Origin of the sequence: Rhodococcus sp. H29-C3 (genome assembly GCF_030063405.1) — a bacterium.
Lineage (GTDB): Bacteria > Actinomycetota > Actinomycetes > Mycobacteriales > Mycobacteriaceae > Rhodococcoides.
In genome coordinates this window covers 94,573-110,163 of record NZ_JASITC010000012.1, presented here as the reverse complement: position 1 = coordinate 110,163, position 15,591 = coordinate 94,573, and the positions used below count along the sequence as shown (strand labels likewise).

The following is a 15,591-nucleotide window of genomic DNA, read 5'->3' as shown; positions in this document are numbered from 1 at the left end:
CGGGCCCGAGCCCTGGTCGTACCCCCCCCCCCCCCCCCCCCCCCCCGGGGCGATCAGGAAGGTGGCGGGGGACGCCCCCCCTGCTCCCCGCCACCGAGCTCCATAACGTTCCCGATCCGATGAGGCCGCAGGCCACTCGCCACGCCCCGATACTGTGACACCGTGGATTCACACAGTCACGGTCATGGGCACGGACACAGCAACGCACCGGCACCGCTCGGACCCGTCGCCGCACGAATAGTCGTGGGGCTTCTCGTCGCGATCGGAATATGCGTGATCGGCGGTGCAGTTGCACTGTGGCCGAGCCAGCAGAACGTCGACATTCCGCTCCCGTTCAATACCTCCGGTGGTCGCGCGGTCCAAAGCGAAGCGGGCACGATTGTGTCGCAGGACATCGGCCCCTGCGGTAGCGCTTCTTCCGGACGCGTATTCACCGGCAACCCGACGCCACCTGCGAGCGCAGGATACGACTGCCAACGCAGCATCGTCACGATCGACTCGGGACCGAATGCGGGCACGCGCACCCTGATCGAAATCGCCCCGGGCCCCGGCCAACCAGACCTGCGTACCGGGGAAAGCATTCGGCTGGTCCGGCAGACCGATCCCACCGGAACCACCCAGTATTCGTTCAACGACTACGCCCGCGGATTTCCACTCGCCGTCATCGTCGGTGTGTTCGCCGTCGTCATCTGCGTCGTTGCGAGATGGCGCGGATTTCGTGCGCTGCTGGGATTGGTCGTGGCGTTCGGCGTGCTGGTCGGATTCATGCTCCCCGCACTTCTCGACGGCGCACCTGCGATTCCCGTCGCCTTGGTCTCCGGTGCTGTCATTCTGTACGGCGTTCTCTACCTTGCGCACGGCGTCAACCTGCGGACGAGTTCCGCCCTCCTCGGCACTCTCATGTCGATGGCGTTGGCTGCAGTGTTGTCCTATGTCGCGATTCGGATGACCCACCTGACAGGGCTGTCGGAAGAACAGAACACCGACGTTCAGGCCTACATCCAACAAGTCAGCATCACCGGGCTACTACTCGCGGGGTTCATCATCGGATCGCTCGGTGTCCTCAACGACGTGACGATCACCCAGGCGTCGACTGCGTTCGAGATCGCCTCGGCGGATGCAACGACGACGCGACGGCAGATCTTCTCTTCCGCGATGCGCGTGGGGCGTGACCATATCGCAAGCACCGTCTACACCCTGGTGCTGGCGTATGCCGGTGGGGCGCTTCCACTTCTGCTGCTGTTCAGCGTTACCGGCCGCTCCATCCAGGATGTTCTGACCGGTGACGCCGTGGCCATCGAGATCGTTCGATCTTCGGTCGGCGGTATCGCGCTGGCGCTGTCCGTTCCGCTGACTACTGCCATCGCCGCCATGCTCGCCCGGCCGGGCGGACCGCCGGAGCCGCCGGAGACGCCTGCGAAGAAGGCAGGCAGGCACTCTCGCTAGGACAGTCGGCAAGTCATGCGAAGGCTGCCGCGACGCTCTCCGACAACAGATCACCGTGGTGCGTGCTGAGCCCGTTGCGCAAGCCTGCGTCCGCCTCGCATGCCTTTTCCCAATCCTTGTCCGCGAGCGCGCAGACGTAGGGCAGCGTCGCGTTGGTCAACGCGTACGTCGACGTCCGCGGTACGGCGCCCGGCATGTTCGCGACGCAGTAGAACACCGACTCGTGTACCCGGTAGGTCGGGTCGGCGTGCGTAGTGGGAACCGAATTCTCGAAGCAGCCGCCCTGGTCGATGGCGATGTCGACGAGCACCGAACCATGCTTCATACGCTGAACGAGACTGTCGGAGACCAACATCGGTGCTCTCGCCCCCGGTACCAGTACCGCCCCGATCACCATGTCTGCTGCAAGAACGGCCTGCTCGAGCTCGAAGGCGCTGGACGCGACCGTCTTGACGCTGCCGTGGTACAGATCGTCGATGGCACGTAGCGCCTTGACGTCGAGATCGAGCACCGTGACGTCGGCGTGCATACCGTGGGCGATGGCGACGGCGTTCCTTCCCGACACGCCTGCACCGATGACGACGACGTTCGCCGGACGCACTCCGGGCACTCCCCCCATGAGAACGCCGCGGCCTCCACCGCTGGCCATCAAATGGTAGGCACCTGCCTGCGGTGCAAGCCTTCCCGCAACCTCGCTCATCGGCGCCAGCAGTGGGAGTGATCCGTTCGGGGCAGTGACGGTCTCGTAGGCGATTGCGGTGGTGCCCGATGCGAGCAATGCGTCCGTGCAGGGCTTCGAGGCAGCCAGATGCAGAAAGGTGAACAGGACCTGATCACGCCGGAGCAGTGCGTACTCCTCGGCGATCGGCTCCTTGACTTTGAGCAGCAGGTCGGCAGCGTCCCATACCTTGGCAGCCTCGGCGAATATCTGTGCGCCTGCTGCTTTGAAGTCGGTGTCGCAGAAGGACGAACCGACGCCTGCTTCGGATTCGACGATGACTTCGTGTCCGTGCGAGACCAATTCGTGTACGCCCGCCGGGGTGATGGCCACCCGGTACTCGTTGTTCTTGATCTCGCGAGGAATTCCGATCTTCATGGTGGCCTCCTGAATAATGATTCGACGGATTGCCACAATTGTGAATTATAAAGAGAAAGATGACCAACGGATGTGAACATAATTCTGTAGATTGGGCAGATGGGATCGGATAATTCAGCGCATGGCGGGCATGTGGGGCGTGTACCGAACGATGTTCGGCACACGGCAGATGCTCGAAAGGCAACACTCGACGACATCGACCACATCCTCATCGACGTACTTCGGCACAACGCCCGCACGCCCAACAATGCACTTGCGGCGGCAGCGGGTATTGCACCATCGACCGCCCTGGGACGGGTGCGTTCCCTCGTCGAGCGCGGAGTCATTCGCGGGTTCCATGCAGAAATCGATCCCGAAGCGCTCGGGCAGGGCATCCAGGCCATGATCTCGGTCCGACTACAGGCGGATGCCCGACGAAGAATCAACGAATTCGGTGAGCAGGTCGCCGCGCTAGCGGAGACGCTGAACATCTACTTCATCGCGGGCGCAGACGACTTTCTGATCCACGTATCGACGGTAGACACCGCGGCACTACGCAACTTCGTCGTGGACAACCTCAGCGCCCATCCAGCCGTCGCCGCCACCGAGACCATTCTGATCTTCGAGCACATTCGCCCGCGGAATCCGGTTGCCTGAAACTTCGATCAGGGAGCGGGCGGGAAGAGCGGGGGCAAGGTAGGCAGCGTGAAGTCCGGCAAGCCGGGGATCAGGGGCGGTGGAGGCGGAGGTGGCGGTGCGACCTCCGGCTCGGACGATTGCTCCGTCGTTTGATCCTCGGTAACTTGTTGGCGCGTCGGTTCGACAACCTCGGGTTCGGGTTCGACGACCGGAGCTTCCGGAACGGTCTCCACGGGCGGTGGCGGCGGAAGCGGAGCCGGAATCACTGGAGGTGCTGCCGGAGGTGACGTCCCTGCCACGCTCGAGGTGGCCGGCGGTTGCGTCACCGCGGTCTCGACAACAGCGGGTGCGTCCGGACGCGTCACGACGAATCCCGATACGGCGATCACCGCTGCAGCGGCAACCCCGAATACGGACCACGCCCGAATTCGACGTCGTCGACGCACGTCTTCGTCTTCACCGTCGTCTTCTTCGTAGTCCGCGTCCAGCCAGTAGACCTTTTCGAGCGCGAAGTGTTTAGGGGCGGGCGAAGCCGATTCGACTTCCCTCGCATCCGGCACAGCAGTAACGGCAGGCGCGGCAACGATAGGAGCTACAGCCGGGGCTGTCGGCGGATAGAACGGCCGCGCACCCGTATCTGCAGCGGGTAGATTCTTTCGCGCGTTCGCTGTGGTCGGAGTCGTTTCGACAGGTCGAGGCGCGACGAAGCCGGCGGCGGGCGCAGGGTCGGATTCCGGTCGGACCGGCGCTGCAGGAGCGGGGCGCGCCGGCATCGTCCGGGGCTGCACATTCTGCGGGTACTCCGTCGGCCGCGCCGAGAGTGCTGCGCCACGGGCCGAAACAGTTTCCGGCTCGTTCGGAGTGATTGCCGGCAAATGCAAAGATGGGCCGACGCGTTCACGAACGAGCGGAATGCGCGACCCGCCGCCGATGAGAACGACGGCGTCGATCGGGACGTTTGCGTCGATGAGAACACTGCGTGCGAACTCGATGGCCTGATCGATGTGATCAGCGATCAATGCCTCGAAGTTTTCCCGCGAGAGCAGGATCATGCCGCTTTCGTCGGGCAGGCAGACCGCGTCATTGCTCGACAGCCGTTCCTTGGCCACACGACACCGGCGCTCGAACAGGTCCATGTCGGCGGCATCGCTCGGCTTACCGAGGCGTGCGAGCTGATTGTCACGAAGGAATTCGTCGATGAGATCTCCACTGAACGCACTGGAGCGTTGCGTGACGACGACTCGACGGGCGGCCAGGTTCACGACGCTGACGTTCAGACCCGAACTTCCCAGGTCGAACAATGCGACGGTCGAGAAGCCCGCGGCTTCACCACTGACGACGAGGTACTCGAGAACCGCCTCGACCTCGGGCACGAGGCGGTAGTTCTGCAGGTGCTGATTCTCCAGAGCGCGGTGCAGCGTGTCTGCTTGGTGGGCGTCCCGGTATGCGACGCCGGTCGTCATCGACGGTTCGGACTCGGCGGCCAGCGCGCTGATGGACTCGGCGGCCAGGTACTCGACGTGATCGTCGATCGTGTCGATGACTTGATTGTGGAAGAACAACTGTTGAGGGGCTTCGAGCAAACGGGTCGACGAGACGCGAGCATTGGCCGTCTCGTTGCGTGGCTGAGCCATACGCACGGCGTGGGCGCCCATGGACACCCCCAACAACACAGTCATCTCTCTTGCCTCGCTTCGCGATAGACGGTCGGACTCCGATACTCGCCCGAGGGGCCACGCTACCGGGTGTGTGTCCGAAGTGCGGCGCTACCCCGTCAGCGCTGGGGTCAGTTCACATCCGAGCCGTCTTCGACCACGTAACCGTCGTCGTAGTAGAAACCGTCCTCGGTGTATTCGATGCTGCCGGTATCCGGATCGACGCCTGGTTCGACAGGATCGAAGGTGTCCACCGCCTCTGGCGAAGGCTCCGGCTCGGGCGTCGGGATCGGTTCCGGCAGCGCGGGCACACTCTCCGCGAGAGAGGAATTTCCGGCGGGAATCGAACCGGGATCGACTCCGATCCCGGGAGGAGGCGGTGTATTGCCTCGTACCGCGACGATTGCCCAGACCAGCAGGACCACCGCGGCTACTGCCCCCAACCAGGAGGCGTCCCTTATCGACCACTGAATACGACGGGGCGTTGGTGGCGCGGGATCCGATGCCGGTGGGGTCTCGTTCGACCCAACCCAGCGGGGGGTCGCAACAGGGGTCGTCTCCCCAGGTGCCATCCATCCGAGGGGCTTGTCCACAGGTGCCGCCACTACCGGGGCGAGCGCCACCGGAACTGTCCGTATCGGCGCTGTCTCCATCGCCGCCAGTGCCGTTTCCGCATCTGGAGTCGGCAACTGCGTCGAGGGTTCCGCCACGGTGGACTCAGAAACCGCGGTGGGTTCCGGAACCACGGCGGGCTCGGGAACTATGGCGGGCTCGGGAACTATGGCGGGAGGTGTGCTCGCGTCGTGCTCTTCCAGCAGCGTCGCGAGAGTCATCGTGGGAGCGCTCGGTGCGGCTTCGAGCGCTGCACCTTCCGCTATGACCGACATCGGAGAATCCGGAACGACGAGGTCGACGACCCATTCGTGTTCGACGAGTGACTGCACGATCGGCATGTGCGAACCGCCACCGATGAGCAACACCGCATCCGGAGGCGACGGGGCCGCCCAAGCGAGCGTCTGAAGGATCAGCGGGGCTGCGACGTCGTCGAATTCGTTGCGAGTGATCAGCACCGGCCCGTTGTTCGGAGCCCGGACACCCGCAGCCGTGCTGAGCATCTCTTTGAGGTCGCGGAAGAACACGCGGTATTCACGTTCACCTTCCGGGCCGTCTGCGGGGGGAAGGATCTTCTTGGCCATGACGATTTTCTCGACTACCCGGTCGAGTGCGTCACCCGAAAGGATCGGAGTGCGTCGAGTTCGGGTGACGTCGCCTGCCGCTACGTCCAACGTGAGCGCGGTCGTACCGCTCGTTCCGAGGTCGAGCACCAGCAATGCACGGGCAGCCGCGAGCTTTCCGATCGAGCGCGCGTAGGCCAGCACCGCCGAACCCTCGTCGACCATTCGAATGGTGGAGGTTTCACTACTGTCGAGCGAGTCCAGGAGCGAGGCCACTACGTCCGAATCGCGCCCGGTGAGTACGACGTCGTCGAACGGTCCGCAGTCGGCAAGCTTGCCGTTCAGGAGCCAATGGGCTCCCTCGGCGTCTATCGAATCCTCGATGCGGCGCCCGTCTCTGAGGTAAGAGATCCGGACGACACTCGGCTCCACGGCTACGCCGCAGGCTCCACTCACCGGCACTGAGTTCCTTCATTGATTGGCCCGACGAAGCCCTCACTGTACTTCTTCACCCCGCCCACCTCGAGCGCATACGGGCGGGACAAGGCCCCACGCAGCCGTGATGCTCATCTCGATTGAAATCCGAATCCCCGGGAACCCGCTGGTAGGAAACCGATCCGAGAGCAGGCGAACGATTCAAGCCGACGCTTCAAAACAATCTACTATATTGTTTGGGAAGGTCTGGGGAGACAGCTGGGTTGCAAACGTAGGCGTGTTGCAAACCCGCAGTCAGTACGAGGCCATCCGGTCTCGGCAAGTCACGAGATTCAGTGGAGGTTCGTATGGAGACACTCAGTGCTGCAGATGTGGCCAGGATTCGAGAAGTTCTGGACAAATTCGGAAAGCTTCCACTTCCGGCTTCGAACATCGAGGGCTCGGCCGATCTGTACGACAGCGGTCTCACCTCGCATGCCAGCGTCAACGTAATGATCGCTCTCGAGGACGAGTTCGACATCGAATTCCCCGATGCAATGCTGCAGAAGGCCACGTTCGCCAGCATCGAGTCCATCGCCACAGCCGTCGCACAGCTCACGGACTGAGCGCGATGACCACCGCTTACCGGGACACCGTCGACACCTCGACCATGTCCGAGGTACTCACCACGGTGCGTGCGTTCGCCGATGAGGTCGACCGCGACGCGCGATTCCCGACCGAGTCCATGGAGGCGATTCGCCAGGCCGGTCTCCTCGAAGCCGGCATTCCCGTGAACTTCGGTGGCGGCGGCCTTTCCCTCACCCAACTCGCGCACATTGCACGCGCACTGGGCGCAGAGTGCGCATCCTCGGCGATGATCTTCGTGATGCATCAGTCCCAGATACTGAGCATCGTCCGGCACGGGAAGTCCGACGCCATGGAATCGCTGCTGCGTCGACTCGTTCTCGAACGCCCGTTGGTGGCTTCGGCGACCACCGAGATCAACATCGGGGGCGATGTCCGAACCAGCGGATGCGCGGTCGAATACGACGGCGATCGGATCAGGTTGTCGAAAACCGCTCCGGTGATCTCCTATGGCGAATACGCACAGTTCATCCTCGCGACGGCTCGCCGCTCGGCGGACAGCCCTCCGAGCGATCAGGTGTTGGTCGTCTGCGAAAAGCCGAACGTCGTGCTCGAACGCACCGGAGACTGGGACACCCTCGGGTTCCGTGGAACGTGCAGCCCCGGATTCCAACTCGAAGCAACCGCCACGACATCGAGCATCCTGAGTGACAGCTACGGCGATATCTCCGCGCAGACGATGCTGCCTGCCGCCCATGTGCTCTGGAGTGCCGCATGGCTGGGCATCGCGGATGCGGCAGTCGCCAAGTCGCGCAAGTCCGTTCGCAAGGCCGCCAGTCGCACGCCGGGAGTGACCCCGCCGAGTGCACTTCGGCTCGCCGAGCTGTATGTCGTGCACGAGCAACTCGTCGATGCGGTATTCGGCGCGGCAGCAAAGTACGAGGCCATCGCTGACTCCCCCGGAGATCTCGGTGCCATCGGATTCGCGGTGCGGATCAACAACCTCAAGGTGACCGCGTCGTCACTCGTCATCGACATCGTCGGCAAAGCGTTGCAGATCTGCGGCATTTCCGGCTACCGGCAGGACTCCGACATGAGCATCGGCCGTCACCTGCGGGACGCGCACGGCTCCGCCATCATGGTCAGCAACGAACGCATTCTCGGGCACAACTCCCAACTTGCGCTCGTCTACAAAGGTAACTGATGACTGCACACGTCAACCCCACCGAGATTTCCGAACTCGATTCGGCGCGAGCACGATTCCGCGAGGAACTCGTTGCCGCCGAACTCCTCGTACCCAGCTCGGTGGAGGGTCTCTACGGCCGCTCGGGTGAGTTCGAGGACATCATCGACAGAATCGACCAGGTCGTCGACGCCGCGGGACGGTCCGAGCACGGATTCTCGGCTCCGCGATTCCGCTTCCCCCCGGTTTTTCCGCGGGAAGCATTCGAGCGCACCGACTACATCGCCTCGTTTCCCAACCTGACCGGCGCCATCAACACCTTCGACGGTGACAACAAGGCCCATGCCTCGTTGCTCGCGGACCGTGCCGAAGGCAAGGACTGGGATCACCACCTCGAATCCGCAGGCACCATGCTCGTTTCGGCCGCATGCCACCCGTCGTACTCGATGATGACGGGCGTACTTCCGGAAGAGGGCCGGTTGCTCGACATCTACGGTTACTGCTTCCGGCACGAGCCGGCGGTGGATCCCGCACGGATGCAAGCATTTCGGATGCACGAGTTCGTTCGTGTCGGCACCCCGGAGGAGGCCATCGCACATCGCGAACGCTGGGTGGTGCGAGGCATGGAGGTGCTTGCCGATCTCGGCCTCGAAGCCGAAGCCGTCATCGCCAACGACCCGTTCTTCGGACGCGCAGGCCGCATGCTGGCCGCGAACCAACGTAACGAGAATCTCAAGACCGAACTGGTCGTCAAACTCTACGGAGACCTCGACGACGGTACTGCTGTGGTCTCGTGCAATTGCCATCGTGACCATTTCGGTCACACGTTCGGAATTTCCACGGTCGACGGCGAACCCGCACACAGCGCGTGCGTCGGCTTCGGTATGGAGCGCATCGCACTGGCGATGTTGCGCACCCACGGCCTCGACAGCCGAAAGTGGCCCGCTTCCATTTCCCGCTGAGCGAACGACAACTTACAACGAGGGGATCGTCCTGTGAGCACCCGAAGTACGGCAGAGCGGAACACGGACACCTCTCATGTCGACGTGAATCCGCATACCGCCGGCGGAAAGTACTCGACCTGGTTCGGCCCCGAATCGGAAAGCTTGTTCGGAACGGTGCATGTACCCGAGGGGGGGCGTGCACGGGGCGGTGTAATCCTTTGTCCGCCATTGGGTAAGGAACAAGTCGACTCCTACCGCGGCTTGACGTTGCTTGCTCAGAAGCTGTGCGATTCGGGGCTGCTCGTACTTCGATTCGACTACTTCGGCACCGGCGATTCCGCCGGCGATCAGGATTCGGAACACATCGTCTCGCAGTGGATCCGCAGCATCGTCACTGCCGCCGGGTTCGTGCGCTCGAGCGGGGTCGACGCGGTGGCGCTCGTCGGATTGCGCGCGGGCGCACTACTGGGTGCTGCGGCGGTCTCGCAGCTCGGCCCCCTGACCGCAGTTGCCCTGTGGGACCCGGTCGTTCGTGGTCGGTCCTACTTACGCGAGCAGCGTGCCCTGTATTCGGTCGGTGTCACGCAGGACTCCGGGGAGGACGCTCGGGTGTCGATCATCGGTGCCGTGTTGCACCCGAATGTTGTCTCGGACCTCGCGGCTCTCGATATCTCCACGCTCGAACCGATCGACTGCCCTGTCCTTGTCGCCACCCGCCCGGAACGCGCTGACGTCAAGCCCATCCGGACCCTGGTCCAGAAGCAGAACGCCGAAGAGCACACGCTGTCCGATCACGAACTGTTTCTCGAACCTTCGGATTTCGAGGTGGTCATGCCCACCTCGGACATCACCTATCTGGCTCGGTGGCTCTCGGACCGTTTCGACGGCAGTGATGCACCGGTATCCGTGCCACTGCGTGATCACGCCGAGTTCGGCAACGGCGAACGTACCGTGGTCGAGTCGGCACAATCCCTCGGACCGAACGCCCTGTTCGCCATCAGGACCACCTCACCGTCGTGCGCGATGGGCGGACCGACCCTCGTTCTCTACCCCACCGCGAACGAACACCGAGTCGGACCTGTTCGTCTGTGGGTCGAGTTAGCCCGATACCTTGCGGCCGAGGGTGTTTCGGTTCTTCGATTCGATCGCCGCGGCACCGGCGAAAGCGGGCCGGTGTCGGACAACGAAATCACCGAGCTCTACAGCGAAGAGGGCAACGAGGATGCAGTGACGGCAGTGCAGCAAGCAGGCGCCGGACCGCGCAACGTCGTGGTGTCCGGGATGTGCTCGGGTTCTTGGTACTCCAGCTATGCGGCAACCGAACTCGGCGTGAATTCCGCGGTCCTGTTGAACACCCTCGACTGGACCACCAAACGACTCGAGTTCGTCAAACGTTCCTCGATGGTGCATGAGGACAAGGGCTTTGTCGCGTCCGCATTGGATCGCCTGCACCATGTGGGCGTGCGGGTGAAGAACGGCCTGCAGCCTACGATGCCGTATCGCGTGTGGCTGTGGCTCGGTTTACGCGGTCTCATCCAGGTGCCGGAGATTTCTCTACGCAGGTTGGAGTCGGAGAACGTACGAACCACTGTCCTTCTCTCTCCGAAGGACAGTGCATGGTTCGTGGACAATCGCGGCCCGGAGGGAATGCGCCGGCTGCGTAAGCAATCCGACCCCCGATCCGGCTCGACGACGGTCAAGTCCTTCGAGGCCGGCGATCACTCGCTGTACAGCCGCGATTTGCGGGAGACGGTTCGCCGAGAACTCGTCGACGCGGTGAACGAGGCCTTCGACATGGAGATCGGCTTGCCTGCGCCCCCTGTACCCGTGCGGTGGCGGCCTCTGTGAAGCACCGCGCACCGAAGATCGCACCACCGCGACACCACAATCTCGAGCAGCTCGAGTGGTATCCACTCGAACCGGTTCGTTGGGACATGGGCCTCATGTCTCACACGATGCCGATCCAGAAGGTAAGCCCTGCCCAGATCCCCTATCGTGGCGAGACACCGGGCTCGGCCGTCCTGCAGGTACCCGACGAGACTTCGAACGGCAAAAGTTCCGACCGCAACCTGGCACTGAATTCTTTGGCGTTGATGCTGTCCACCGTCATCACCGGTGGCCTCGGGTTGCTGTTCTGGGCTGCAGCGGGCCGCTTGTACCCGGTGGCCGAAGTCGGCAGCGCCTCCGCGGTGATCACCTCCGCGGTGATGCTCTCGACCTTGTCCAACCTGAGCCTCGGGTCGATGTACGAGCGGTTTCTGCCCGATTCCGGTCGACTGGCAAGATCTTTCGTCGTGCGCGGTTACCTGACGATCACTGCGTTCGCGTTCATCCTCGGGTGCGTGTTCCTGCTCGTCGCGCCGGTCGACAAGATGTTCACCAGCACCGCCGAAATCGTCACTTTCCCACTGTTCGTTGCGGTACTCGCGGTGTTCGCGCTGCAAGATCAGACGTCGTCCGGCCTCGGAGTCGCACGCTGGGCAGCGGCGAAGAACGTCTTTCATGCCGTCGTGAAATTCGGTCTGCTTCTTGCGTTGTTCGCGACGGCTCGGAGCACGTCGATCATCGCGGCGTGGGCCATCCCCGCGGTCATCGCGTCCGTCGTCGTTCTTCGCCACATCCTGCGGGCCCTGCGAACCGAGCCGCGTTATCAGTTGGAGCCCAATCTTCCGCCGCGTCGAGAGCTGTGGTCGTACTTCGGATCCGCCTACGGCATCACCGCACTCGGTTCATTGGCTCCGCTGCTGATCCCGATGATCGTCGTAGCCACGTTGGGCACCGAGAGCAACGCGTACTTCTCGTTGACCTGGTCGATCGTCAGTGCCTTGTACATCCTGATCAGTGTCCTCGTCGGCCCGTTCGTCGCCGAGGTCGCAGCACACCCGGATCAGTTCTCGCGATTGACCAAACGTTTCATGACGATGGTCGCCGTCGTGGCGTTGGGTGGTTCGTTCTTTCTCGCGTTCATTGCACCGTTCGGGTTGGGGATCGTGGGGGCGGAGTACCGCGAGAACGGCACGATCATCGTCCAACTTGCTGCGTTCACCATTCCGCTCTCGGTCGTGGGATCGCTCTACGACGGCCTTGCGCGTGTCCAACGAAAGATGCGGCTGGCTGTCGTGGTGCAGGTGATCGCGACGTCGATCATCATCATCGGTTCGCTGAGCTTGTCGTCCTCACTCGGCATCGCCGCTGTCGGCTGGGCATACCTGGCGGCCGAGGGGTTCGGCGCACTCGTGTTGATAGTGCCGCTGATTCGATGGATCAGGCTGTTGGCGCATCGTGACGGCCCGCCTCCCCCGGAAGATCCTCTTCCTCCAGCCCCGCCCGGGCCACGCCCGTATCCGACGGGCATGGCCGAACTGCCTCCGCAGTTCGCGAACGGTGATTACGCCCGCGAGTACAGCACCAGCGGTGCGCATCACATCGATTCCAGGCCTCGCATCTTCGACCCAGGTCGTATCCATGCCCCCTATCGTCGGCCTGCGCCGGAGAGGGGCGCGCCGTGAGCCGAAATGCGATCACGTACAAGGCAACGGCCCTGGACATGTTGCGGTCGGATTCTCGACTGATCGGTGGGCTCGGGCCCGCCGATTTCGGTGGCATCGAACGTGTCCGAGCGCGGCTACGCAAGCTGGCCTCGGCGGGCCCTGCTGCCCGACTGGGCCTGCGGGTCACGCCGTCGACGCAGCAGTGGGCCTACGAACCCGACGCAGTCTGCGCCGAGATGGAATCCGCGCCGCCGATCACGGCGGCGGGTATCGCCGATGCCCTCGTCGAACTCTCGTCGACAGCGTCCGCCGACGTCCCTTTGCGAGGCCGCCTTGCCGGTGAGTACCTCCTGCTGGATCTCTCGCATGGATTGAGCGATGCGTTGCTTCCTGTGGAGCTCTACGCCTACCTGGCCGATCCTTCCGACGATCCCCCGCTCCCCACCTGGGCGACGGCACCCGTTGTGAAAAGCCCTCTGCCACGGGCGTTCAGCAGCTGGGCTGTTCGCAATCCATGCAAGGTCGGTGCTGTTCTGTACGGACGGTTACGTTCCGTACGCCGTGATTCGACGTCGACCACGGCGACCACGGCGACCACGGCGACGACACTCGAGGCGACCACTACGGTACCGGGACGCATCCCATGGACTCGATCACCCGCTGTGGCAATGGCGACGTCACGGGCAGGCGCTCCGACGGCACTTCGCAGCTGGCGTGATCGCAACGCACCAGACTTGTCGGTGGCGTCGATGCTGTGCGGTTCGGTCGCGAATGCGATTGCTGCACAAGGAATCTCCGTTGCACAGTCGCTGACCTTCCTGTTCGATTGTCGTCGCTATCTGCCGAAGAGCGATCTGGTGCTGGGGAACTTTGCGGTCGGGATCGACTTTCCTGGGCTCGATCCCGCATCCCCACATGCCGTACACGGTGCCGTTGCCCACGCGATCGACAACGGACGTCCACTCGCGGGAGGGGCATTGAGCGCGCTGTCGTATCTGCGGACCCGATCGGTGTTACCCGCCATCGCGGTCGATTCCGCTCCGGTGAACGCCGACGCGCGGTTGACGTTCTCCGACCTCGGGCGCGTACGGCAGTTGGACGGCATCGCATGGACCGCCGAACCCGAGGAAAGCCAGTTCTATCCGCTCAGCGAGCCGGCGCTCCCCGATTCCATCGTGATCACCTCCATGCACTTCCGCGATACCTTCCAGGTATCGGCGTCGTTCCACGGCAATGTCTTCGACGTCGAGACCGTCCAGTCCGCCTTGGACGTCGCATTGTCCGATCCCATCGCTATGCTCAGCGGCCAGGAGTGACCACCATGAGTACGCAGCTTCGACAAGTCCGCGCCGCGCTGCAGGGCAAGCCGACGACGGGTCCCGACGCATCGTTGTGGGCGAGGATCGGTTATTGGGCAGGCCTGGCGGTGCTGCAGATTCTTCTCGTCGAATTCGTCGTTGCCGCATCCTGGCGCGGGCTCTACAGCTACCGCACCAGCTTCGTCAGTGAACTCGGTGTCGCGTTCTGCGGGCCGACCGGCAATTGGCCGTGTAGCTCGCTGTATCCGTTGATGAACGTGTCCATCGCACTGTTCGGTCTCTCCCTCGTCGTCGCCGCGACGGCATGGATGGTCACCGGTGTCGTCGACGTTCGCGGCGGGATTCTCCTGTGCGTGGCCGGGTTCGGCGGCATTCTTGCCGGGGTAGTCAATCAGGGCCTGAACTACGGCGTGCACTCGTTCGGCGCGACCGTGTTCTTCGTCGTGGGAAGCCTCGGGCTGATCGTCGCCGGTGGTCACCGCTCGCTCCGCCGCACGATCGGTATCACTGTGACGACTCTCGGCGGGATCGCACTCACCGCGACGTTGTTGTACATCGGTGGTCACAGTGTCGGAATCGGGATCGGCGCCGTCGAGCGAATCGTCGTCTATTCCATCCTTGCCGGGACAGTGATTTTGGCGGTAGCGCATCGCTCGACGGCTCGCCGCATGAAGATCGTGGCCTCCGCTACCACCTCGAATCCCCTCGGAGAACGATGACGCAACGTGTGGACCCGAAGACCATCGAAGTTTCCCGGCTCCCGTCACCGGGCTCGATTCCGCCGCCGAAGAGCAAGCTCTGGTCTCGTCTGCTGAGCGCTGCGGTAGTTGCGGCAACGGTGGCAGTGTCGGGCACGATCGCCTATCGCGAACTGTGGGCGCAGCCGAGCGAGGACAAGGAAGGTTCCACGGCGAGCGGAAACGGCAGCGAGTTCACCGTCTACGACCAGTTCGACGCCGCTCGCGGTAGCGCTCTCGACCCGAGCAAATGGAGTTACGACACCGGCCGAACCGGATGGGGAAACAACGAGAAACAGGACTACACCGACTCGACGGACAACTCGGCTCAGGACGGATCAGGCAACCTCGACATCTCCGCGTTGGACACCGCCGGCGGCTACACCTCGGCGCGGGTTACGACGAAGGACACATTCGAGTTCACCTACGGTCGCGTCGAAGCTCGCATCAAAATGCCTGCGGGCCAGGGACTGCATCCGGCGTTCTGGCTGCTGGGCACCGACATCGATTCCGTCGGATGGCCGATCGCGGGCGAAATCGACGTCATCGAGACTCTCAATGCCGCCGACAACTACCACTCCGGCATCCATGCCCCGCAGGCCGACAGCCTGAACAGCCAGAAGTCGGGCACGTCGGGAATTCCGATCGAACCGCTGTCCGAGGACTTTCACACTTACTGGGTCGAACGGTCGCCGGGCAAAGTCGTCACGGGCATGGACGAGACCATTCTCTCCACGATCACACCCGCCGATCTGACCGGCGGTGACGAATACTGGGTGTTCGACAAGCCGTTCTATCTCCTGTTCAACGTTGCGGTCGCAGGAGACTGGCCGGGACCGACCACTGCACAGACGAAGTTCCCCGCCACGATGTCCATCGACTGGGTTCGTTACCGAACCGACTGAAGCTCTCCGGCACCACCATGGCT

13 protein-coding genes are annotated in these 15,591 nt (G+C 63.3%); 10 read left to right on the top strand and 3 right to left on the bottom strand.

Going from position 1 to position 15,591, the window contains the following annotated elements:
* Positions 1-162 precede the first annotated feature (162 nt).
* Positions 163-1,446: a YibE/F family protein gene (locus tag QMK32_RS20675; protein WP_283477146.1), complete on the top strand. Its 1,284-nt coding sequence runs from the start codon at positions 163-165 to the stop codon at positions 1,444-1,446.
* Between the two features lie 13 nt (positions 1,447-1,459).
* Here QMK32_RS20675 and ald read toward each other — a convergent pair whose 3' ends face one another.
* The gene (gene ald, locus QMK32_RS20670) at positions 1,460-2,542 is read right to left on the bottom strand and encodes an alanine dehydrogenase (protein WP_283477145.1); all 1,083 of its coding nucleotides are present in this window, start codon (positions 2,540-2,542) and stop codon (positions 1,460-1,462) included.
* Between the two features lie 99 nt (positions 2,543-2,641).
* Here ald and QMK32_RS20665 point away from each other — a divergent pair, with 99 nt between their 5' ends.
* On the top strand, positions 2,642-3,178 hold the full coding sequence (locus QMK32_RS20665) for an Lrp/AsnC family transcriptional regulator (RefSeq protein WP_283477144.1): 537 nt from the start codon (positions 2,642-2,644) through the stop codon (positions 3,176-3,178).
* Between the two features lie 8 nt (positions 3,179-3,186).
* On the opposite strand, the gene QMK32_RS20660 is transcribed toward QMK32_RS20665, so the two are convergent.
* Both QMK32_RS20660 and QMK32_RS20655 read right to left on the bottom strand, forming a co-directional pair.
* Positions 3,187-4,839 carry a DUF7159 family protein gene (locus tag QMK32_RS20660; RefSeq protein ID WP_283477143.1) on the bottom strand — a complete coding sequence of 551 codons (1,653 nt, stop codon included), beginning with the start codon at positions 4,837-4,839 and terminating at the stop codon, positions 3,187-3,189.
* Between the two features lie 107 nt (positions 4,840-4,946).
* The gene (locus QMK32_RS20655; protein ID WP_283477142.1) at positions 4,947-6,446 is read right to left on the bottom strand and encodes a hypothetical protein; all 1,500 of its coding nucleotides are present in this window, start codon (positions 6,444-6,446) and stop codon (positions 4,947-4,949) included.
* Between the two features lie 326 nt (positions 6,447-6,772).
* Between QMK32_RS20655 and QMK32_RS20650 the strand changes: the two genes are divergently transcribed.
* Genes QMK32_RS20650 through QMK32_RS20615 form a run of 8 tightly spaced genes read left to right on the top strand, consistent with a single transcriptional unit; the run spans position 6,773 to position 15,568 of the window.
* Positions 6,773-7,030 carry an acyl carrier protein gene (locus tag QMK32_RS20650; RefSeq protein WP_283477140.1) on the top strand — a complete coding sequence of 86 codons (258 nt, stop codon included), beginning with the start codon at positions 6,773-6,775 and terminating at the stop codon, positions 7,028-7,030.
* A 5-nt stretch (positions 7,031-7,035) separates the two neighbouring features.
* Positions 7,036-8,193 (top strand): acyl-CoA dehydrogenase family protein, encoded by a 1,158-nt coding sequence (locus QMK32_RS20645; protein ID WP_283477139.1) that lies wholly within the window; start codon positions 7,036-7,038, stop codon positions 8,191-8,193.
* A complete protein-coding gene (locus QMK32_RS20640; protein ID WP_283477136.1) occupies positions 8,193-9,134 on the top strand; it encodes an amino acid--[acyl-carrier-protein] ligase in 942 nt (313 codons plus the stop codon). Before QMK32_RS20645 ends, QMK32_RS20640 begins: the two co-directional genes overlap by 1 nt.
* Before the next feature lie 33 nt (positions 9,135-9,167).
* Complete coding sequence (locus QMK32_RS20635; protein ID WP_283477135.1) at positions 9,168-10,964, top strand: alpha/beta fold hydrolase; 1,797 nt, start codon at positions 9,168-9,170, stop codon at positions 10,962-10,964.
* A complete protein-coding gene (locus tag QMK32_RS20630; protein ID WP_283477134.1) occupies positions 10,961-12,625 on the top strand; it encodes a lipopolysaccharide biosynthesis protein in 1,665 nt (554 codons plus the stop codon). The genes QMK32_RS20635 and QMK32_RS20630 overlap by 4 nt, the downstream gene beginning before the upstream one ends.
* Positions 12,622-13,923 carry a hypothetical protein gene (locus QMK32_RS20625; RefSeq protein WP_283477133.1) on the top strand — a complete coding sequence of 434 codons (1,302 nt, stop codon included), beginning with the start codon at positions 12,622-12,624 and terminating at the stop codon, positions 13,921-13,923. The genes QMK32_RS20630 and QMK32_RS20625 overlap by 4 nt, the downstream gene beginning before the upstream one ends.
* Before the next feature lie 5 nt (positions 13,924-13,928).
* A complete protein-coding gene (locus tag QMK32_RS20620) occupies positions 13,929-14,645 on the top strand; it encodes a hypothetical protein (RefSeq protein WP_283477132.1) in 717 nt (238 codons plus the stop codon).
* Complete coding sequence (locus QMK32_RS20615) at positions 14,642-15,568, top strand: glycoside hydrolase family 16 protein (RefSeq protein ID WP_283477131.1); 927 nt, start codon at positions 14,642-14,644, stop codon at positions 15,566-15,568. The genes QMK32_RS20620 and QMK32_RS20615 overlap by 4 nt, the downstream gene beginning before the upstream one ends.
* Positions 15,569-15,591: the final 23 nt, after the last annotated feature.